At 45.7% G+C, this 19,445-nt stretch carries 25 protein-coding genes and 1 tRNA gene; 3 read left to right on the plus strand and 23 right to left on the minus strand.

Features of this window, described 5'->3' with window-relative positions:
• Window positions 1-69: 69 nt before the first annotated feature.
• The 11 genes from ACWGOO_RS03230 to ACWGOO_RS03280 all read right to left on the minus strand — a co-directional run bounded on the left by ACWGOO_RS03230 (window position 70) and on the right by ACWGOO_RS03280 (window position 4,691).
• Window positions 70-591, minus strand: a complete 522-nt coding sequence (locus ACWGOO_RS03230; protein WP_452481407.1) for a Holliday junction resolvase RecU — start codon at window positions 589-591, stop codon at window positions 70-72.
• Window positions 588-833 carry a hypothetical protein gene (locus ACWGOO_RS03235; protein ID WP_452481408.1) on the minus strand — a complete coding sequence of 82 codons (246 nt, stop codon included), beginning with the start codon at window positions 831-833 and terminating at the stop codon, window positions 588-590. Before ACWGOO_RS03235 ends, ACWGOO_RS03230 begins: the two co-directional genes overlap by 4 nt.
• Window positions 808-966: a hypothetical protein gene (locus tag ACWGOO_RS03240; RefSeq protein ID WP_452481409.1), complete on the minus strand. Its 159-nt coding sequence runs from the start codon at window positions 964-966 to the stop codon at window positions 808-810. Before ACWGOO_RS03240 ends, ACWGOO_RS03235 begins: the two co-directional genes overlap by 26 nt.
• Complete coding sequence (locus tag ACWGOO_RS03245; RefSeq protein WP_452481410.1) at window positions 963-2,075, minus strand: DUF4373 domain-containing protein; 1,113 nt, start codon at window positions 2,073-2,075, stop codon at window positions 963-965. Before ACWGOO_RS03245 ends, ACWGOO_RS03240 begins: the two co-directional genes overlap by 4 nt.
• Complete coding sequence (locus ACWGOO_RS03250) at window positions 2,026-2,415, minus strand: hypothetical protein (protein ID WP_452481411.1); 390 nt, start codon at window positions 2,413-2,415, stop codon at window positions 2,026-2,028. The genes ACWGOO_RS03245 and ACWGOO_RS03250 overlap by 50 nt, the downstream gene beginning before the upstream one ends.
• The gene (locus tag ACWGOO_RS03255; protein WP_452481412.1) at window positions 2,412-2,813 is read right to left on the minus strand and encodes a hypothetical protein; all 402 of its coding nucleotides are present in this window, start codon (window positions 2,811-2,813) and stop codon (window positions 2,412-2,414) included. The genes ACWGOO_RS03250 and ACWGOO_RS03255 overlap by 4 nt, the downstream gene beginning before the upstream one ends.
• 83 nt (window positions 2,814-2,896) lie before the next feature.
• The gene (locus ACWGOO_RS03260; RefSeq protein ID WP_452481413.1) at window positions 2,897-3,259 is read right to left on the minus strand and encodes a hypothetical protein; all 363 of its coding nucleotides are present in this window, start codon (window positions 3,257-3,259) and stop codon (window positions 2,897-2,899) included.
• Complete coding sequence (locus ACWGOO_RS03265) at window positions 3,244-3,423, minus strand: hypothetical protein (RefSeq protein WP_452481414.1); 180 nt, start codon at window positions 3,421-3,423, stop codon at window positions 3,244-3,246. The genes ACWGOO_RS03260 and ACWGOO_RS03265 overlap by 16 nt, the downstream gene beginning before the upstream one ends.
• A gap of 17 nt (window positions 3,424-3,440) precedes the next feature.
• Window positions 3,441-4,175, minus strand: coding sequence for a Rha family transcriptional regulator (locus ACWGOO_RS03270; protein ID WP_452481415.1), 735 nt, complete (start codon window positions 4,173-4,175; stop codon window positions 3,441-3,443).
• Window positions 4,172-4,465 carry a helix-turn-helix domain-containing protein gene (locus tag ACWGOO_RS03275; RefSeq protein ID WP_452481416.1) on the minus strand — a complete coding sequence of 98 codons (294 nt, stop codon included), beginning with the start codon at window positions 4,463-4,465 and terminating at the stop codon, window positions 4,172-4,174. Before ACWGOO_RS03275 ends, ACWGOO_RS03270 begins: the two co-directional genes overlap by 4 nt.
• Entirely contained in the window at window positions 4,452-4,691 is a 240-nt protein-coding gene (locus ACWGOO_RS03280; protein WP_452481417.1) for a helix-turn-helix domain-containing protein, read from the minus strand. The genes ACWGOO_RS03275 and ACWGOO_RS03280 overlap by 14 nt, the downstream gene beginning before the upstream one ends.
• 229 nt (window positions 4,692-4,920) lie before the next feature.
• On the opposite strand from ACWGOO_RS03280, the gene ACWGOO_RS03285 reads away from it, so the two are divergent.
• Both ACWGOO_RS03285 and ACWGOO_RS03290 read left to right on the plus strand, forming a co-directional pair.
• Complete coding sequence (locus tag ACWGOO_RS03285; RefSeq protein ID WP_452481418.1) at window positions 4,921-5,286, plus strand: helix-turn-helix domain-containing protein; 366 nt, start codon at window positions 4,921-4,923, stop codon at window positions 5,284-5,286.
• 154 nt (window positions 5,287-5,440) lie between these two features.
• Entirely contained in the window at window positions 5,441-6,625 is a 1,185-nt protein-coding gene (locus ACWGOO_RS03290; protein ID WP_452481419.1) for a tyrosine-type recombinase/integrase, read from the plus strand.
• Window positions 6,626-6,736: 111 nt separating this feature from the next.
• On the opposite strand, the gene ACWGOO_RS03295 is transcribed toward ACWGOO_RS03290, so the two are convergent.
• The 10 genes from ACWGOO_RS03295 to ilvB all read right to left on the minus strand — a co-directional run bounded on the left by ACWGOO_RS03295 (window position 6,737) and on the right by ilvB (window position 16,776).
• Window positions 6,737-6,807: transfer RNA gene (locus ACWGOO_RS03295), tRNA-Gly, on the minus strand.
• Window positions 6,808-7,113: 306 nt separating this feature from the next.
• Complete coding sequence (locus tag ACWGOO_RS03300; RefSeq protein WP_452481420.1) at window positions 7,114-7,299, minus strand: hypothetical protein; 186 nt, start codon at window positions 7,297-7,299, stop codon at window positions 7,114-7,116.
• A 170-nt stretch (window positions 7,300-7,469) separates the two neighbouring features.
• Entirely contained in the window at window positions 7,470-8,573 is a 1,104-nt protein-coding gene (locus ACWGOO_RS03305; protein WP_452481421.1) for an ATP-binding protein, read from the minus strand.
• 342 nt (window positions 8,574-8,915) lie between these two features.
• A complete protein-coding gene (locus ACWGOO_RS03310) occupies window positions 8,916-9,332 on the minus strand; it encodes a hypothetical protein (protein ID WP_007429530.1) in 417 nt (138 codons plus the stop codon).
• Window positions 9,333-9,600: 268 nt separating this feature from the next.
• The gene (locus ACWGOO_RS03315) at window positions 9,601-10,140 is read right to left on the minus strand and encodes a peroxiredoxin (RefSeq protein ID WP_354452010.1); all 540 of its coding nucleotides are present in this window, start codon (window positions 10,138-10,140) and stop codon (window positions 9,601-9,603) included.
• 301 nt (window positions 10,141-10,441) lie between these two features.
• Window positions 10,442-11,518 carry a 3-isopropylmalate dehydrogenase gene (leuB, locus tag ACWGOO_RS03320; protein WP_452481422.1) on the minus strand — a complete coding sequence of 359 codons (1,077 nt, stop codon included), beginning with the start codon at window positions 11,516-11,518 and terminating at the stop codon, window positions 10,442-10,444.
• Window positions 11,519-11,722: 204 nt separating this feature from the next.
• Complete coding sequence (locus ACWGOO_RS03325) at window positions 11,723-13,264, minus strand: 2-isopropylmalate synthase (RefSeq protein WP_452481423.1); 1,542 nt, start codon at window positions 13,262-13,264, stop codon at window positions 11,723-11,725.
• 123 nt (window positions 13,265-13,387) lie between these two features.
• Window positions 13,388-14,380 carry a ketol-acid reductoisomerase gene (gene ilvC, locus ACWGOO_RS03330; protein WP_014280566.1) on the minus strand — a complete coding sequence of 331 codons (993 nt, stop codon included), beginning with the start codon at window positions 14,378-14,380 and terminating at the stop codon, window positions 13,388-13,390.
• 163 nt (window positions 14,381-14,543) lie between these two features.
• A complete protein-coding gene (gene ilvN, locus ACWGOO_RS03335) occupies window positions 14,544-15,029 on the minus strand; it encodes an acetolactate synthase small subunit (protein ID WP_452481424.1) in 486 nt (161 codons plus the stop codon).
• Between the two features lies 1 nt (window position 15,030).
• Window positions 15,031-16,776, minus strand: a complete 1,746-nt coding sequence (gene ilvB, locus ACWGOO_RS03340) for a biosynthetic-type acetolactate synthase large subunit (protein ID WP_452481425.1) — start codon at window positions 16,774-16,776, stop codon at window positions 15,031-15,033.
• A 615-nt stretch (window positions 16,777-17,391) separates the two neighbouring features.
• Between ilvB and ACWGOO_RS03345 the strand changes: the two genes are divergently transcribed.
• The gene (locus ACWGOO_RS03345; protein WP_452481426.1) at window positions 17,392-17,832 is read left to right on the plus strand and encodes a GNAT family N-acetyltransferase; all 441 of its coding nucleotides are present in this window, start codon (window positions 17,392-17,394) and stop codon (window positions 17,830-17,832) included.
• Between the two features lie 34 nt (window positions 17,833-17,866).
• On the opposite strand, the gene ACWGOO_RS03350 is transcribed toward ACWGOO_RS03345, so the two are convergent.
• Both ACWGOO_RS03350 and ACWGOO_RS03355 read right to left on the minus strand, forming a co-directional pair.
• Window positions 17,867-18,217: a hypothetical protein gene (locus ACWGOO_RS03350; protein ID WP_452481427.1), complete on the minus strand. Its 351-nt coding sequence runs from the start codon at window positions 18,215-18,217 to the stop codon at window positions 17,867-17,869.
• Window positions 18,218-18,485: 268 nt separating this feature from the next.
• Window positions 18,486-19,445, minus strand: a complete 960-nt coding sequence (locus tag ACWGOO_RS03355) for an ABC transporter permease (protein WP_452481428.1) — start codon at window positions 19,443-19,445, stop codon at window positions 18,486-18,488.

Consider the following 19,445-nt stretch of genomic DNA (forward strand, 5'->3'; position numbering starts at 1 on the left):
TTATTTTATAAGTACATATGTTTGGTTTAACGGCTGTGGAGGGCTGCGGCCTCTGTCCATAACCGGGGCCTAATCAACAAACCAAATTTTATCGACGGCTTTCAAATAATCTACCGGGACGCGTCCGGCAGGGACCAAGTAACCGTAAATATTCAAGTCGTCCTTGCTTATCGACTTCGGCCCGGTTCCCTTGTACTCCCGCCAGAAGAACGCCAGCGATTGAAAGGGCAGCAAGTACGTTTCTCGAAAAGCAGTAAACTCAATCAACAGAAAACTTATACCCTTGCCTATCCGGTGGTGCCTCTCCAAGTAATCGTATTGATGCCGCTCCAACATTCCCAGCGGAAAGCGTGACAAGGTTTTGATAGACTTGGCTTCAAACGCCACTGCCCGACCTCTGTACGCCCCGTCATAATCCACGGTGGAGGATTTTTCGAAATATCCGTCCTTAACCCTGTGTCCGCTGGTCTTTGTTACCTTGACTGGCGTAGGACGCTTACTGATCAGCGCCACATTAAGTCGCTCGTACCGCTGGTTTGAAAAATCAATCAGGTTTTCCAATCCCATTCCACGATTGCCGTATATCGTCACGCCCTTACCCCCTCTATCAGCATCACATCAGCACGCGGCTTGATGTATCCCCAATGCAATTGATCCAATGCAATAATGATTACTTCGCGCCAGCTCTGCCGACCAAAATACGAACGTATCTCTTCCACACTGCACCCGCGCCGCCACATGTCACGAAACTCCGCCAGGTCTTCCATGGACCATATAAAGTCCATTTCCTCACAAGCTACGTACAAATTATTTTTCGGCCTCGTTCTGCCCATTAGATCCAACTCCCGTCCGTCTTAATAATTCAGCTTCCGCCTGCACGCGAATGTCATAGTCCATTTGCTCGTCATGACTCATTTCACGCAACCGGGAAACAGACTGCTTTGCCATATATGCTGTTGGTGTCAATGCTGGTTGCCTCCTTTGCCTGCTTGCATACGTTCAGCAAGCCGCATAAGCTCGTCCACCTCGGCCTGTGAAACGCCAGCATCGTCCTCTAGCGGTTTAACAATATCTATAGACTGCTTATCGCTCCTACCAGCAGGCCGGGGCTGACGGTCCGGTTTACGCATTGCCAATACCAGTTTCCCGAACTGCTTGCGGAAGCTCTCTGCACTCAGTACATTCCTGCACCAAAAATTGTCCTTGACCACCCAATCCATTACGTCCTGTATAAGTCGGGTGTCAGTGTGCTTGTCCAGCTCGACCAGCTTGCGGAAGTCATCTGCCCATTTCTGCATATTGCTTCGGGCCGTTAGATGCTCTATCCCTTCGCCTTTTGCCATGCCATCAACGTTGTCTTTGAAATACACAGCCATTTTGTAATACCTGTTGTCGGGTTCGTACTTGTCCACCTTCTTCCCATTGGATGAAGATTTAGGGGGAGTACCCGGAACTGCCGGAGGCGGTTCAGGAGGTATATCTTTTAGTTCTTTATCTTCTTTACTTTCCTTTACTTTACTTTGTGTATTTCCTGTATACATTGAGTTACATTTATCCGGGTTAATGTATTCATTTACTAGTTTTCCGTCAGCATTAACTATAGAAATGGAATATGCTACCTTTTTACATTCCTCTGAGGGGTCAATCAGCACCCATTCTTCTCTGAATGCTATTGACTTCCTCCGTTTGGCAGCTTCAATATATCTCTTTTGAAATCCTCGTGAAGTAAGGACCTTATGGGATTCATATACTTTCTGATCGAAGAAATCCCATTTAATGCATTCATTAATGATGTCTATTACCAAGTTAATGTCTACATTTACCTTGCTTGAGAGCGAAAACTGCTCACGCTCTCCCCAAGTGTAAAAATAGCTGTTGCGATAAATGTTCATCATGACCTTAATAATGACCCCTAGTCCCTGCATCCCATATTTAGCTATCGGCACGACCAGTTTGTCGTCCTGGTCAAAGTCGATATCAAGCGGGAAGTAATCCAGGCTCTCCTTTAACGGCCGCGCCACGGCATCAGTCCCCTTTCCACCATTCCCGGCCTGAGCCACGGAAATAGTATTCAATAAGCTCGTCCCTCTTTTGAAGCTTCCACATCCGGCCTGCCGCTGTATCGTCCGCGAACTGGTGACATGTGCCCGTTTCTGTACGGGGGCCGCACAGATTCGCTATATTCCATGGCTCTCCACCACTACCGTATTGACTGGCATTAATCAGGTGAGCTTTTTCAAACCACAATGCTGGACGACTCGCACCGCAGCGCTCACATATCAGGTAACCCGTATGCTCCGCTGCCCGACGATCCACTTCATCCCGCACAGCGGCAGTTATAGCCGTGTGGTTCCCCCGCTTCTTTTTGCCGCGCTTATACGCAGGCTTTGGGGCAGGATTGTACCCGTAAATCATCCGTCACCATCCCCTATGTGCATATCCACGCGCAGTCGTAACCGCAATTCGTGGATATGCTCTTTTAATGAATCAAATTCATTGCGCCATAGATGCATTCTCTCGTAGGCTTTGGCCTCAGCTTCCCGAAGCGGTATAATAGCCAGCTCCGCAGCAGAAACCTTATCCCCTTTTGGGGCATTGGCCTTCACAAGAGTAAATGTGTTCTTCCGCTTGGCTTCTGCTCGCTTATACTCACCATTTAGCCAAGCAGACACCCTGCCGATTAACGTTAATGCCTTGGTCAACAAAGCAACCTTTTGCAACAACGCCCCGGCAGAATCATCACTTAATGCCTCTGCGGTGTCCCGGTATTTCTGAATATCACGAACATACTGCTTGAACTCTCTTGTATTCACGGCAGCACCTATTTCCAAAAAAATTAAATGTGTGTTATAATTCCGATAATTGTTTAGTGAAGCAATCGTGCTACCAACACGATTTATTTCCAGACTTGCCCCAACTGGCGCAGGTCTTTTTTATTTGCTCTCTCCAATCGGAATATCTCGCAACTAATTTCATTCAATTTGTTACTGTATTTACGTGGACTACGAAAATTATTTAGAGCATCTAACCTCAACGCAATTAGTTCACCCATTTCTTCCCTAAGTCTTTTACATTGTGACTGTCTTTCCAAAATGGCAGCTTCCATTTCTGTTAGCTCCAACTTCTCTTTGTCCAGAATTACCGCACCACTAAGCAAGCTGTTTACGTTGTATGCGGCCTCGAAGTAAGTTGCTCCCGGTGTCTCCAGATAATTGCGTAAGCCGGAAGCTTCTATGACTGGTATTAAGCGTGTTTCCAACGTGTATTTCCTCCTTCACCCAGTACAGCGCGCAAATCCAAAATCTCTTTAAGCATCCATCCAAAAGCAGCCTGAGACACTTTTGGATGTACCCAACTTGGATTATTAGCCAGCGCATCGTACATATTTTCAAGCGCGTTTAACCGTTGTTGTGCGTAGTTCATTCACGTTCACACTCCTTTCAGGAAAGTGTCCCTACGGACAATTCTTTGATAATCGTGGTATAAATCTCCTTTAATTTGGGATCGGCTTCAATAACATCGAGACGGTTTGTTTCAGCTATCTTGGTTTTGGTAGCGCCTGACTCATTCAGCCGATCATGAAGGTTACGCAGGCGACGATCCAAGTCACAACGCGCTCGGCTCTCCAGCATTTCATAACTGAGCCGCCGAAGATCCTTATAAACCCCGCCTGACCGCCTAGCCGCCCCGTTGAGCATCCCGTTTATCTTGGCTCTCCAATCTGAATCGCGCCGGAGGATTGTTTCCTGTATTACGGCTACCCTTTGGTCCGTCGCATCCTGACGCTGGATAATTGCTTGCTGTTGCTGCTCCTGCTGAATCAATAGCTGTAGAATCGGACTGAGCTGAGACGTGTCCACGGCTGCGGCCTGTAGCTGCTCACGCATTCGGTGGAACTCTGTAATGTAACGCTCCTTGAACTCCATTGCCCTTGGTCCGTTGTAGCCCATTACCAACATCGTGAATCCTTGCTCCGTAAGAATGAACTTCGGATACTCCCGGCCTCGATCATTTACATATGTTGACTCTCCAAAATTGGCGAGTGAAAATTCTTTACTGCAAGGTAGTAATCTAATATCACGCATCACTTTGTCGTGATCTTTTTCGAAAGCTTCTGCAACCATCAAACTGTCCGTTACGGCTTGTCCTTCACGGATAAATACCAGTTGGGTCATACCGTTTTCCCCTTCCTGTAGTTCTTCTCTTTCTCAGATGTCCATTTATCAAGCGAAATCTGCCGGAAGAACAATTTACCCCGCTGACGAAAGTGAGGAACTCCTTCATCCTTTATCATCCTGCGAAGTGTACTATCCGAAACTTTCAGGTATAAACTGGCTTCCGTTATGTCGAATATATTCGCATACAACCTCCGTTGAATCTCGGGCTGCAACTCATTCAGCAATTCTTCACGCAAGTTTTGTTTAATGTCTGAGCGGATAGATTCGAGAAGTTTAAGTGTCTCCATATTCATCACCTACTTGTATTTCCGTCATTTTTATAACGTTTAAATCTAGTTTCAAAACAATAGCCAACCGGGATAGCGCTTCAACACTTGGTGTATATCGTCCATTCTCAATGTCGGAAATATAATTTCTTGATAAACTTGTTTTTGCCGAAACTTGATCTTGCCTAAGCCCCTTCGCCTTACGACCTTTTTGAATAAATGACCCCAAGGCTTTTTTGTTAATCATCGTGTGTCACCTCCTGAATAAAATGTACAGTATTCACGACATTTTGTAAAAGTCTAAATACGCCTAAAAAAGAGCATATAAGAGAAATACACCTATAATGTCGTTAATTCACGTCATTTTACTTTAATTTACTTGTATTTACGACATTAAAAGCATTGTATATCCGACTTTCTGTGAGTATAATATAATAAAAAGTCGGTATAGCCGACCTGAAAGGGAGAGTAACCACTTGAATATCGGTGAAATATTGAAAAGGGAACGAAAGAAAAAAAAGATAACCCAATTAGAACTATCTAAAAAGGCTAACATGTCCAGATCGTATATAGCAGATATAGAACGTGACAGATATAATCCAAGCGTTGAAACTTTAACATCACTTGCCCGAGCTTTAGAAATAAATCTTTCTGTATTTTTCACCGACCAAAAAGCACCGGAATGGGCAACAAATAAAGACAACAAAGACCTCAAGGAATTACTACTGGGAAATGAAGATGTTCTATTTGATGGTGTTCCGTTGACTGAGGAAGATAAAAGAAAATTAAACGATATAATGACCGGATTATTTTGGGATTCAAAACGTAAGCAACACGACTAGAAATACAAAATACATACAAATTACAACAGGGCGGTTAATAACACATTTTGCCGCCATAAGTTCTTTTGGCTATAAATAGAACATACGTTCCTTTAAGGGGGTGATAAATACAAATTTAGATGATTTTAACTAATAATAAGAAAGGTTGTTTTGCATGGCTTGGACAGAACACTTAGGGGGTAACAAGTACAAATTAGTTGCCCGTGATCCATCGAAAGTAAATAAATCCAAAAGGTCCGTTTCCGTTGAAGTACCAAAAGAGATTGTTAAATCACAGAGGAAAACAGAGCAGTGGCTTACACTTGAATTAGCAAAATGGGCTGAAAAGGTTGAAGCTGGTCACGCGAAGAAGTCAGAGAAAGTCAGATTCATGGATTTTGTACCAATCTGGAAAAAAGGATACGCTGATAAAAACATGGGGAAATACACTCTTAAAACTAACATGTGGTACATCCAGTCTTTCTTACTGCCTGAGTTTGGCAACGTGGGAATTGAAAAAATCACCACATTGCAACTAGTCACGTTTTTTGCAGATTTGAAGCGTCAAGACGGCAAGGAATATGCAACAAATACAAAGCTAAATATCTTCAAGGCGGCTAAGTCCATTTTCGACGCAGCTTTTACATGGGAAGTGATTACTAAAAATCCCATTGAGGGTGTACAACGCCCAAAGGCGGGAAAGAAAGAAAAGAAGGCAATGCGTAGCGTGAAGAAGTCGTACAGCACTACTGAGGTTGGGACGCTTCTAGCAGCCCTATACAGCCTTCCTGACAGATGGAGGTTATATTTCACCGGGTCTATGCTTGGAGGCTTTAGACGGGGCGAACTGCTCGCTATAGAATGGCCTGACGTAAGCTATGACAACCAAGCGATTTGGATTGATAAACAGATAACCTTCAACGAAGAAGGCGAGAAAATTGAAGGCGAGGTTAAAACTGAGGAAAGTGAAGGGTGGATTGCAATGCCAAAATGGTATATGGACCAGCTATATGATTTTGAAAAAGAGTGGAAAAAAGAAGCAGCACGCTGCAAAGAATGGAAAGGTGAAGACAAACAATATGTATTCCATAGTGGTCAGGGCATAATGTACTACCCCACAACCCCTACCGTTACCTGGCGTAAGTTTCTCAAAAAGCATAATCTTCCGCATGTAAAACTACATGGTTTACGTCATACCGCTGGTATGCTGCTGAGAGAAACAGGGGCAGACTTGAAGACAATACAAGAACGATTAAGACATACCAAAATCGGAACTACAGCAGACATCTATACACACGCATCCGACATTATTAGTCGAGCAGCAGCAGACCGATTAGAAACGTTCAATCCAAACAAATGAAAATTTGCCCCATGAACTGCCCCATAAACAAAAATAGCTCTCTCGTTTTACTAATTAAGGGTAAAGAAAAAACCCTTGCGCCACAAGGGTTTCAAACATTTTTAGAATCAAAGCGGGTGATGGGAATCGAACCCACGCTATCAGCTTGGAAGGCTGAAGTTCTACCATTGAACTACACCCGCACTTTAAAATATCTCAATTCTTATGTATGACATTATTAAACTGTTGTCAACCAACAGAATCAGGATGTTATTTAGTATAACTTGCCTGCCTGTAAAATGCAAGCAAACTACATACCATCCGTAACCTTTAGCCTCAAAATGGTAGACCATAGAGGCAATGCAACGAGCTATAGCCTGTTCCAAAATCGTCGATACTGATTGCAACGCCAATGGCCTTTATTTCTTTAGCTGCTCAAAGACTCGATCCTTATCAAAGGTCTTACGCTCTGTAATCTCCAGCTCCAGATAGCACGGTTTCAGTCCCGTTTAGGCCAAAGTGCCCCGACTCACATCCACCAGCTTTTTTTGCTGAAATAGACGAATGGATAAATTTACATATATAGGGATCAGATGGTACTCTACCTTCTGCCAACGCTTGTTTTGCGGGCATGCTTTCCGCAGCACCCATTCCGCGATGAGGATGATTCCAATACACCAGTGAAAATTCTTCATTTTCAAGCACGCGCCGCAAATAAATAAGCTTCCAGCACCAAAAAAGCGCATCATCTTTTCAGATCTGCGCTCTATCCGGTCTTTTTCAAATGAGTGATACCTATACCCCAGTGCTGTAGAACACAAAAGAATCAGCAGCTACTACACCCCTTTGTGAACGTACCAGAACACTAAACTACAGGAAGCGTGATTTTAAACTGTGTCCCCTTTCCATGTGTACTGTCTACATGAATAAAGCCTCCGTGATTTTTGATGATCCGATAGCTCACTGCCAGTCCTAAGCCGGTACCGCTTTCTTTCGTTGTAAAAAATGGATCAAATAGACGTGACAATGTATTGTGATCCATTCCCAAACCGTTATCTTTAATGCAAATATGGACATACGAGCCTTCCAGCACCGTATGGATATCAATGCATCCCTCACGGTCCTCTCCGATACCTTCGATGGCATCCATTGCATTTTTGATCATATTGAGAATGACCTGCTTAATCTGCTTTACATCAATGGAAACCTTCATGAGCGTACTATTTTCATCCAGTGCGATCTGGCAATCCTTCATCAGCGCCTCGCTTTCGGTCAGCATCACAACCTCTTTCAGTAGACCCATCACAGGTACAGCCGTTTTTTGCGGAGCTGAAGGCTTGGACGAATTCAGAAACTCATAAATAATGTCGTTCGCGCGGTCTATCTCTGCCAAAATTATACGAGCATACTCATCTCTTCCCAGCTCCACCAGATGCGGCCGCAGCAATTGAATAAAGCCTCGGATGGCGGTAAGCGGGTTACGGATTTCATGAGCAATCGAGGCGGAAATACGTCCTAACATCGCGAGCTTGTCATTTTGATACGCCGTCTGCTCAATTTGCTTAAAATCCGACACATCCTTGACGCTGAACAAAAAATCGCCATCCATCTGATCCCCGTAGGTCACCGTAATCAACCAATGCCGACCATACTCATCAATCAATTCATGATGTCGTTTTCTATGAAAGATGGTCTCTTTGTATATCCGCAAAATTTTCTTTTTCTTAAATCGACTTAACTCGGGATGATTCAAAATTTGCATCAAGTTGCGACCTGCCAGCGAACTACGCGGCAGTTCCAGCAGTTTGGCCATTTGCACGTTAATAAAGGTCAGTACCCCGTCACTATCAAACAGCATAATACCACTATCCAGGTTCTCCAGCACATTTTCATACTTGTTATTGGCGATCTGTGTGGAAGGGCAAGCTCCCACGGTATCGAGCAAGGCTTCTTGGAACTCACTGATCATGCCAGGCTTCCCCCTTATTTCGGAATGATAAACTGGCCGTATCGGACGCTTAACATTATTGAAGAAGAGAAAGACATCATCTATCGACTACCTTCAACGGTTAGAAAACAGATTCACAAAATTCCGACCATCTCTTTCCAACTTGAGAGTCTAATTTTATGATAGACAAGATTTAGGATTCCAGTCAATCGGGAAAAGTGTCGAATTAACATTTTTATCCTGTTTTCTTTCGTCATAATATCTGCGCAACATTACCAAAAAAAGAAATAATAAGTTAGGAATAAGCGCCCTACACACCAAAAAAGCTCTCCAGGTGTGAGAGCTTCTTTGGTGTGTAGAGTGTCAACTGCCGCTCTTATTATGCTGAAGCCGAGAGCGTCTCTGGCTCATAACAGCCAGTCTTCTCTTGAGCTCTCCCTGCCATTTTTCATCGTTCATCTGTTTCGCTACCATCAATAAATCCAGGGACATGTCAATTTGGCGCTTCACAATTTCAAACGCATCTTCACTCTCCCGATTCACACAATTCTCAAATATCGTATCATCATCTTCCATGACGTAGTCCTGAAAATCAATCTCGCTTGCCCCGTCTCCATGTGCATACTCCGCCAAAATTTCATACTCATTCTCGACTTTATAATGGACCTCAATGCGACGACATACCGGGCAAAACAGCAAAGGAACATTATGAACTTGGGTGCGGTAATGCTTCAGCGTTCCCTTGGTTCCTACCATGCTTGCTCCACAGCAATAACTCATCCGGGCTCAGCCTCCTCTGAACAAAACCTGTTCTGCCTTGTTTATCCTCTATGTTACCTTATTCGCTTTCACCAGTTGAAATTCCTCCAAAACACAGTAACATTTCCACAATTATTTTCTTATTTCACCCTGGTACTGTTCACTTCAAACATGCATAATCATAAAATATTTCCCTGCATAACATAGGCAAGCAAGCCCCCAATGTCGGTAAAAAAACCGCTTGTTGGGGGCTTGCAAGTTTAATGTTCAACTTCTTCTGAAGCTTGTATTACAGGTTTTTGTCGCCTGGTTTCCAGTTCATTGCACACAAGCCGCCGGATTGCAAAGCTTGCAGTACACGCAATGTTTCTTCTACACTACGACCTACGTCGTTGTGGTTAACCACTTGATATTTCAATTCGCCTTCAGGATCAATGATGAACAAGCCGCGCAATGCAATTCCTTCTTCTTCGATCAGAACGCCATAATCGCTTGCTGTTTTTTTCGTGATATCAGAAGCCAACGGGAAGTTCAGTTTGCCCAATCCGTTGTTTTCTTTAGCTGTGTTGATCCATGCTTTGTGGCTGTGTACGGAGTCTACACTGATACCCAGAATTTCAGTATCCAGCTCTTTAAATTGGTCAGCAGCATCGCTCAATGCTGTGATTTCTGTTGGGCACACAAAAGTGAAATCCAGTGGATAGAAGAAGAATACGAGCCATTTGCCACGGTAATCGGAAAGCTTCACCGAACCAAATTCTTGACCGTCCCCAGTCACTGTTTCCAATGCAAAATCAGGTGCGGGTCTTCCTACCAATCTTTCTGCCATAATATGAAATCCTCCTTTTAAAATATGTAAGAAAAACATCAAATGTGTTTTCCTCAATCATCTGTATTGTATTGAAACAACCTACTTGATAAATGTTATCATTCGCAGAAATCAAAGTCAATATTGTAACCATTACTTTTTTAGAATTATTTTAAACTAGCTTTTGAAAATTCACACTTTATACACATTCACCAGGTTGTACACTTCCGGATATAACAGCAGCCCCTGATTGCTCAGGAGCTGCTGTATCATGCATTTGCTGTATAATCAGCTACCTTGTTTTAAGGAAGCCTCTAAGCTTTTATCGAATAGCCGCTGCGATCAGATCACCCATTTGGGTTGTCGAGATGGCTTTGGATTTATCCACCGCAATATCCGCTGTGCGATGTCCGGCATCCAGTACCTCAGCAACCGCCTTCTCAATGGCATCAGCAGCTTTCTCATATCCGAAAGTCATACGGAACATTAAAGCAACGGACAGGATCGTTGCAATCGGATTGGCAAGTCCTTGACCCGCAATGTCCGGTGCCGAGCCGTGGACCGGCTCGTACAGACCGAAGCTGCCTTCTCCGAGAGAAGCTGAGGATAACATACCGATGGAACCAGTCAGCATGGCCGCTTCGTCACTAAGGATATCGCCAAACATATTTTCCGTCACGATGACGTCAAAGCTGGACGGGCGACGCAGTAATTGCATTGCGCAGTTATCAACCAGTACATGCTCCAGCTCAACATCCGGATAGTCCACGGCGACCCGATTAACCACTTCGCGCCACAAACGGGAAGTTTCCAGCACATTCGCCTTGTCGACTGATGCAAGTTTTTTGCGACGCTTCTGTGCAATTTCGAAAGATTGGCGAACAATGCGCTCCACTTCCGTTACATTATATGCGCATGTATCGACAGCTTCCTCACCCTTCGGGCTTTCACGTCTGAACTTCTCACCGAAGTAGATGCCACCTGTCAGCTCGCGCACAACGATCAGATCCGTACCTTCCAGCACTTCAGGTTTCAGTGTCGATGCGTCCTTGAGACAATCGAAGACGACAGCCGGACGAAGATTGGAGAACAGGCCCAGCGCTTTGCGTATACCCAGAAGCCCTGTTTCAGGGCGAAGCTCCTTCGGATTGTTATCCCACTTGGGACCACCTACGGCTCCCAACAGTACGGCATCTGCAGATTGACAGACAGCCAGCGTTTCTTGCGGCAATGGTGTACCCTTCTTATCAATGGCAATTCCGCCAAACAGTGCATGCTCCGTTTCAAATGAATGGCCAAACACTTCCTCCGTACGCTTCAAAATTTTCTCTGCCTCAGCGACTACTTCCGGTCCGATTCCGTCCCCAGCTATTACCGCAATCTTTTTCACGTCTGCCATCACGTACACTCCTCTTGTTTTACAGCCTTACGGGCGTATTATTTATATCTTCTTTGTAACATACATGGCAGGACTTTGACCAAGATATAGAATCTATCAATTAATAGGCTTAGCCTATAAGCTGAAAATCTGTAGTACGACAAAACAAAAACAGGATCGGAAATACCCGATCCTGTAAACTCCAAATTGCTTGATTCGCAAACATTAAGACTTGTAATCTACACGATTGCTATAGGTTTTACGCTTGTCGATCAAGCCATTCAATGCATCCACATAAGCACGGGCACTTGCTTCCAGAATGTCAGTGCTTACCCCACGTCCCTGTACAGACAGATCGTTTTGAGTCAACACGACATGCACTTCACCCAGAGCATCCTTACCTTGGGTAACAGACTTGATCGAGTAATCCGAAAGAACGACTGCCTCGCTGCTGGCTTGGTCAATCGCATTGTAAATCGCATCGACCGAACCGTTCCCTTCAGCTTCCGTCTCTACAACCTGACCTTCGTCGGTAACCAGACGCACCTTGGCGGAAGGTGTAGCCTCGTTTCCATAGGTTACGAAAATCGTTTCCAGCTTGAAGACTTCCGGTGAATCGGCCAGTTTTTCTTCCAGCAACGCCAGAATATCATCATCCGATACTTCTTTCTTCCTATCAGCCAGATCCTTAAACTGCCCGAAAGAGCGGTTCAACTCCTCTTCGCTCAATTCGTAGCCCAGCTCGATCAAACGTTCACGGAAGGCATGGCGACCGGAATGCTTGCCCAGTACCAACTTGCTTTCCTTCAGACCAATACTTTCCGGCGTCATGATTTCGTAGGTCGTTTTTTCCTTCAACATGCCATCCTGGTGAATACCCGATTCATGTGCAAAAGCATTCGCTCCAACAATCGCCTTGTTGCCCGGCACGACCATACCCGTCAGACGGCTGACCAGACGGCTCGTACGTGCAATCTCGGACAGTTGCAAAGATGTTTTGGCCTGGAAAAATTCCTGTCTCGTCTCCAGCGCCATTGCGATTTCCTCAATAGCGGTATTTCCGGCGCGTTCACCGATACCGTTAATGGTACCCTCAATCTGATCCGCCCCGTTCAGGATCGCAGCCAGTGTATTGGCCGTAGCCATTCCCAGGTCGTTGTGGCAATGTGCGCTCAATTGAATCTTTTCCACATCAACCACATTCTCCTTAACATGCTTGAAAATGTTGCCGTATTCATAAGGTGTCAAGTAACCCACGGTATCCGGAATATTGACGACAGACGCACCTTCCTGTACAGCCATGGTGACCATTTCCACCACAAAATCAAGCTCTGTACGACCTGCATCCTCCAGGGAAAACTCTACCTTAGGCAAATACTTTAACCCGTAACGAATGGCTGAACGGGCAGTCTCCAATACCTGTGCCTTCTCCATCCGCAGCTTATGCTGACGGTGAATCGGAGAGGTTGCCAAAAAGATATGGATACATGGGTCCTGAGCTCCCTTAAGTGCCTCGCGGACCGCATCAATATCCTGTTCCCTCGCACGTGAAAGGCCAATAACCGTTGAATTTTTGACAGCCTTGGCAACTGCATTGACAGCAGCCAAGTCACCCGGAGAAGCAGCCGGGAAGCCAGCTTCCATGCGGTCAATTCCCAGTTTCTCCAACTGGTAGGCAATCTCTACTTTCTCACGGGTATTCAAGTTCACACCAGGTGACTGTTCTCCGTCTCTCAACGTTGTGTCAAATATATATATTTTGCGCAACGCAACGCACCTCCTTCAGGATAGAAGCATTAAATTACAATGCGGCTCACGCAATAAGCAGGGCCGCATTGTAAGATTACATTATAAATGAATCATGTTTTCAAACTCGTTGTACAAAAAGATCTATTTTTTGATCCAGTGCATCATTTCGCGCAATTGTCCGCCCACCACTTCAATCGGATGGTTAGCTTCATTACGGCGAGTAGCCGTCAGGAATGCACGTCCGGATTGATTTTCAAGGATAAAGTCACGAGCAAATTTACCTTGTTGAATGTCAGTCAATACGTCTTTCATTGCTTTCTTCGTATCTTCTGTTACGATACGTGGTCCAGTTACATAGTCGCCATATTCTGCTGTATTACTGATGGAATCACGCATTGTTGCCAATCCGCCTTCATACATCAGGTCAACAATCAGCTTAAGCTCATGCAAGCATTCGAAGTAAGCCATTTCAGGAGCATATCCTGCTTCAGTCAACGTTTCAAAACCCGCTTTTACGAGTGCGCTCACTCCGCCACACAATACCGCTTGCTCACCGAACAGATCCGTTTCCGTTTCTTCACGGAAGGAGGTTTCGATCACGCCTGCACGTGTACAGCCAATACCCTTTGCATAAGCAAGACCGATTTCTTTCGCCTGACCCGTTGCATCCTGCTCGATTGCGATCAGACCCGGTACGCCAAACCCTTCTACATAGGTACGACGTACCATATGTCCTGGGGATTTTGGAGCAACCAGCAGTACATCGCTATCTTTAGGAGCAACGATTTGTCCGAAATGAACGTTGAAACCATGGGAGAACAAAAGAGCTGCACCTTTTTTCAGGTTAGGTTCAATTTCATTTTTGTACACAGAAGCTTGTGTTTCATCCGGCAACAAAATTTGAACCACATCTGCACGGCTTGTTGCATCAGCCACGTTAAGAACTTCAAAACCATCGTTTCTTGCAACATCTGCTGATTTGCCTTCACGCAAACCGATAACAACATTCAGACCACTGTCACGCAAGTTTTGTGCTTGAGCATGTCCTTGGCTACCATAACCGATAACGGCAACTGTTTTTCCTTTCAATACGCTGAGCTCTGCATCTTTTTCGTAGTAGGTTGTAACTGCCATGGTTAATTTCCTCCTTTTAATTGGACCCTTCATAATGAGCGGGTACTCCAAGAGACTATGTCTCGTTACCAAAACTTGAAAATCTCTTCGAGTCCCCGCTCTTATGAGGGCGGTTCTTTATTGATGTAATGCGCTATAAGCGTTAATTCGTTAAAGCTCCGTATTAAGCATTGCCACGTATCATGGCTGTAACCCCGGTTCGGGTCAGCTCACGAATACCGTAAGGCTTCAATAACTCGATCATGGCATCAATTTTTTCGGTTTCGCCAATGACCTGAACAATCAAGCTCGTCGTTCCAACATCAACTACAGCTGCTCTGAACGTTTCCACGACGCCCATAATTTCTGGCCGCTGAGGTGGTTCTGCCTTCACCTTAATCATCGCCAACTCCCGCGCAACCATCGGCTTGGAGCTAAGATCAATAACCTTGATTACATCAACCAGTTTGTAAAGCTGCTTTTCAATCTGCTCCAGATTGTTCTTATCTCCTATGGTCACAATGACCATACGGGATAATCCAGCTTCCTCCGATTGACCCACGGTAATGCTCTCAATGTTAAAACCACGGCGACCGAACAGGCCGGACACACGCTGCAAAACGCCGGGATGATCATTTACCAGTACAGCAATGGTATTTTTAATCGTCATTTTACTCGTCCCCCATCAGCATTTGATCAATCGTCGAACCTGGCGTCACCATCGGATATACATTCTCTTCCTTGCTGACCACAAACTCGACAACGACCGGTCCGGGTGTATCAAGCGCCTCCTGCCAAGCCCGACGTGCCTCTTCCTTATTCGTAGCACGCAGTCCTTTTACGCCGTATGCCTCAGCCAGCTTCACAAAATCCGGGCTTCCGGCCAGATCAATATGGCTATAGCGATTGTCATAGATCAATTCCTGCCATTGCCGAACCATCCCCAGGACCTGATTGTTGATGATTACGATTTTGACCGGGATGTTATTGATTGCACAAATGGCCAGTTCCTGCGAACACATCTGCATGCCGCCGTCTCCGTTAATCGAGATAACCAGTCTGTCAGGACTCGCCATCTGAGCGCCAATCGCGGAAGGGAAACCAAATCCCATTGTACCCAGCCCACCGGATGTTACCCATGAGCGCGGCTGATTAAATTTATAATACTGCGCTGCCCACATTTGATGCTGACCCACGTCCGTCGTTACGATTGCGCCACCTTTGGTCGTTTCATCCAGTAGCTCGATAACCCATTGTGGCTTAAGAACTTTATCCGAATCCTTATAAGAATAAGGCTTCTCATTTTTCCATTGTTGAATTTGCGCTCTCCATGCATCCGCTCGATTCGCGCGTTTCACATCCTGATTCAGCAATTCCAGTACTGTCTTCACATCGCCTACAATCGGAATGTCTGTCGGTACGTTTTTACCGATTTCAGCAGGATCGATATCAATATGGACAATTTTGGCGTGAGAAGCAAAGCCGTCCAGCTTGCCTGTCACCCGGTCATCAAAGCGGGCACCGATACAGATTAGTAAATCCGACTGTTGAATCGCCTGATTGGAGGTGTACGTTCCGTGCATCCCCGGCATTCCTGTCCACAGTTCATGACCACTTGGGAAACCGCCCAATCCCAGCAATGTTGTCGTAATTGGAATTTCCGTTTTGCGAACAAACTCGTAAAGTGCCTCATTTCCGCCGGAGTATACAACCCCGCCACCTGCCAGAATAAATGGGCGTTCCGCTTCAGCAATAGCCTGAGTCAGCTTGTCTAGCTGAATTTTGTTCGGCAATACCTTCGGGTTATAACCTCGCATGGTCACAGGTCCCGTTTGCGGAACAAACAGCGTTTGGGCTGCCGATATATCCTTTGGAATATCAATTAGCACCGGACCCTTGCGGCCCGTGTTGGCAATATGGAACGCCTCATGAATGATTCGCGGCAGATCCTCCACATCTCTTACCAGATAGCTGTGCTTCGTAATTGGCATCGTGATTCCCGTAATATCGGCTTCCTGGAAAGCGTCCGTACCGATCAGGGAGGAAATAACGTTGCCTGTGATGACCACTAATGGCACCGAATCCATAAAAGCCGTCGCAATGCCGGTTACAAGATTGGTTGCTCCAGGTCCGGAAGTCGCGATACAGACGCCGACTTTACCGCTGGCGCGTGCGTAACCATCTGCCGCATGAATGGCTCCCTGCTCGTGACGGGTGAGGACATGCTTGAAATCCTCAAAGCCATACATGGCATCATAAATGTAGAGCACTGCACCACCGGGGTATCCGAAGACACAATCTACTCCCTCCAGCAACAGGCTACGGAGCAAAATTTCCGAACCTGTAATCACTTCAGGTTTCATCCACTTTTCACGTAATTCATCGGTCGACCGAACTTCAGGAATTTGTGCACTCATTGGTCATCCCCCTTTACAATATTTAAATACATCTGACATTTGTAAAAACAAAAAAACCTTTCATCCCTAGAACAGACTTGCTGTTACTGAGGGACGAAAGGCTGTAGCTTCCGTGGTACCACCCGTGTTTGCCCGATATATCGCGATATCGAACCTTGGCAGGTACAGAAATCACAAAGGATTTCCATATCTGGCGTCTGTAACGTAGACCGTACGATTTTCCCTAATAGGTGATTCAGCGCACCGCTAAACATCATCGGTTCCAAATACTTTTCAGGAAAACAGCTCCAAGGTGAGCTCGTTAAAAAGGGATTTTGGTGAAGCTTGCAGCTAATGCCTCACTCTCTGAACAAAAGAGCCCTAATCACTTCGTCCTTTTCATTGCTGTTGAGTTGATGTCATTCATTCAAATGTTTAGACACATTATATGTCCCCCATCTGGGATAGTCAATACTCAAATTTCATAAAAATTTATGTTTTTTCTCCGGGGTACCTCCGAATCGCACGCTTGCAAGAGGTACCCGCATATTATAAAAAAAGACCACACGGCGAGACTGTGCGCACCTTCAAAGCTGCGTCTTGCCTTGCTAAAAGGGTGGAAAAGGAGGCCCGCTTATGATCCGCAAACGCAGCACCCAGGATGACAGCACGATCCTTCGCCTGATCGAGCAAGAGCTTGTCCCCCTGTCGCATTTAGGAGCACAAGAAATGGATCAAATCCGTAAAGAATTACCCCGGCGCTTAAACCGGGGCATCACTTTTGTCGCTTGCAGGCCGGATAATATACAGCCTATCGGCTTCATTCATGTCATGCTGCATGGAGAGCTGCTGTACATTGATTTGATCGCAATCTCTTCGTCTCATCAAGGTCAGCGCTACGGAAAAAAACTGCTGGACCATGCAGAACAATACGGACAGCTACGACGCTGCAAGCGGGCAAAAGTCATGGTAGATGAAGACAATATCCGTGGAATCCGCTTTTATCTGCGTAACCATTACCAAATGCTACGATACGTCTCCCTGAGTCGATGCTATGAACTTGAAAAGACATTGTGATAAAGTGGATCCTACAGCTCATCATTCCATTAGCCTAGAATAAATTGGGGTAAATCGGATAACCTACTCCGGGGTATCCCCCATCTGTATATGGGCCGCACTGAGGGCCACAATATCCCGGCCCCCCATAACCTGCTCCGTAGCCGCCATACCCGCCACCATATCCACCAACGTAAGGAGCCGTGCCGATGGCAAGCAAGTCAAACAACACCAAGGGAATAATCGCCTTCGTCTTTACTTTTTTCTTACAGTTTGGGTGAAGAATCAGTCGGTTACCCGAAATGCGAATCAGCTTGCCGCTGACCTGGGAACCATCCTTGCGAGTAGCCAGAATGACTTTACTGACAAGCTTCTCCACCTGCTTTCTGGTTACTGCCTGTTTCATCGTATTTCCTCCTTCTTCCTCAACGGATGGACAGATTGAACGGCTCCTTGATAGCTCACCGCCACCACAAAACAGACTGGAGCTGACAGGGACCGAGCGTTCGTCCAATCTGCATAGCACAGTCTATTCCATCCATGCCAGAAGCGTATGTTTGAATGCCTGCACAACCTAAAAAAATCCGGTACCTGCGAATGCAGATACCGGCGGATTTGCGAACAAATGTAATTTTAGATTCCAAGACAAACAGCTTTTAGCTGCCCATGTAAAATTAGCGCTTGCTTGGATCATAGAGCTGCCCCAAAGCAGCAGGAGCACGCGAGCGCCCTACAGCCGCTACCAGCACAATAATCGTCAGGAGATACGGCAGCATAAAAATAATTTCCTGGGGAATACTTTGCGACCATGCGAACAACTGCACATAGTTGCGAATGGCCTGAGAAAAGCCAAAAAACACAGCTGCGCCAAAAGCGCCGAGCGGATTCCATTTTCCGAAAATCATAGCGGCAATGGCAATATACCCTTGACCAGATACCGTATTATGCGAAAACATATTTGTCGTCGTCAAAGTAATCGTAGCTCCGCCAATACCAGCCAACGCGCCGCTGATCATGACCCCGATATAACGCAGTCGGTTCACCTTGATACCAACGGTGTCTGCAGCTCCCGGATGCTCTCCGACAGAACGCAGGCGTAGGCCAAACGGTGTTTTATACAATGTAAAATATCCAATAATGACTAATAATATCGCCAAATAGGTCGTTGGATAGGCTTGGAAAAAGGCTTTTCCTAAAATCGGGATATCCACAAGATAGGGAATAGATATTTCGCTGAACCCCTGAATACGTCCAGTATCGCCATCACCATCAAATAAAAGCTTAACCATGTATAGCGTACTGCCTGCCGCCAAAAAGTTAATTACAATCCCGCTAATGATCTGATCGGCTTTAAACGTAATCGAGGCTACAGCATGGATCAGCGAAACCAGAATGCCGAATACCGCCGCCGAAAGCACACCCACCCAAGCGGCAGAGGTTCCCCCCAGCCCTGCTTGTTCCGCATAAAATCCGCCTACACCCGCCGCAAACGCCCCGAACACCATAAGACCTTCCAGCCCAAGGTTCGTTACACCGGATTTCTCTGAAAAAACTCCGCCAAGAGACGCAAATATAATCGCCGTCGCAAAAACGAGCGTTGTATGGATTAATTCACCAAGTGTTAACCAACTCAT

This window comes from Paenibacillus sp. NPDC055715, from assembly GCF_053617595.1.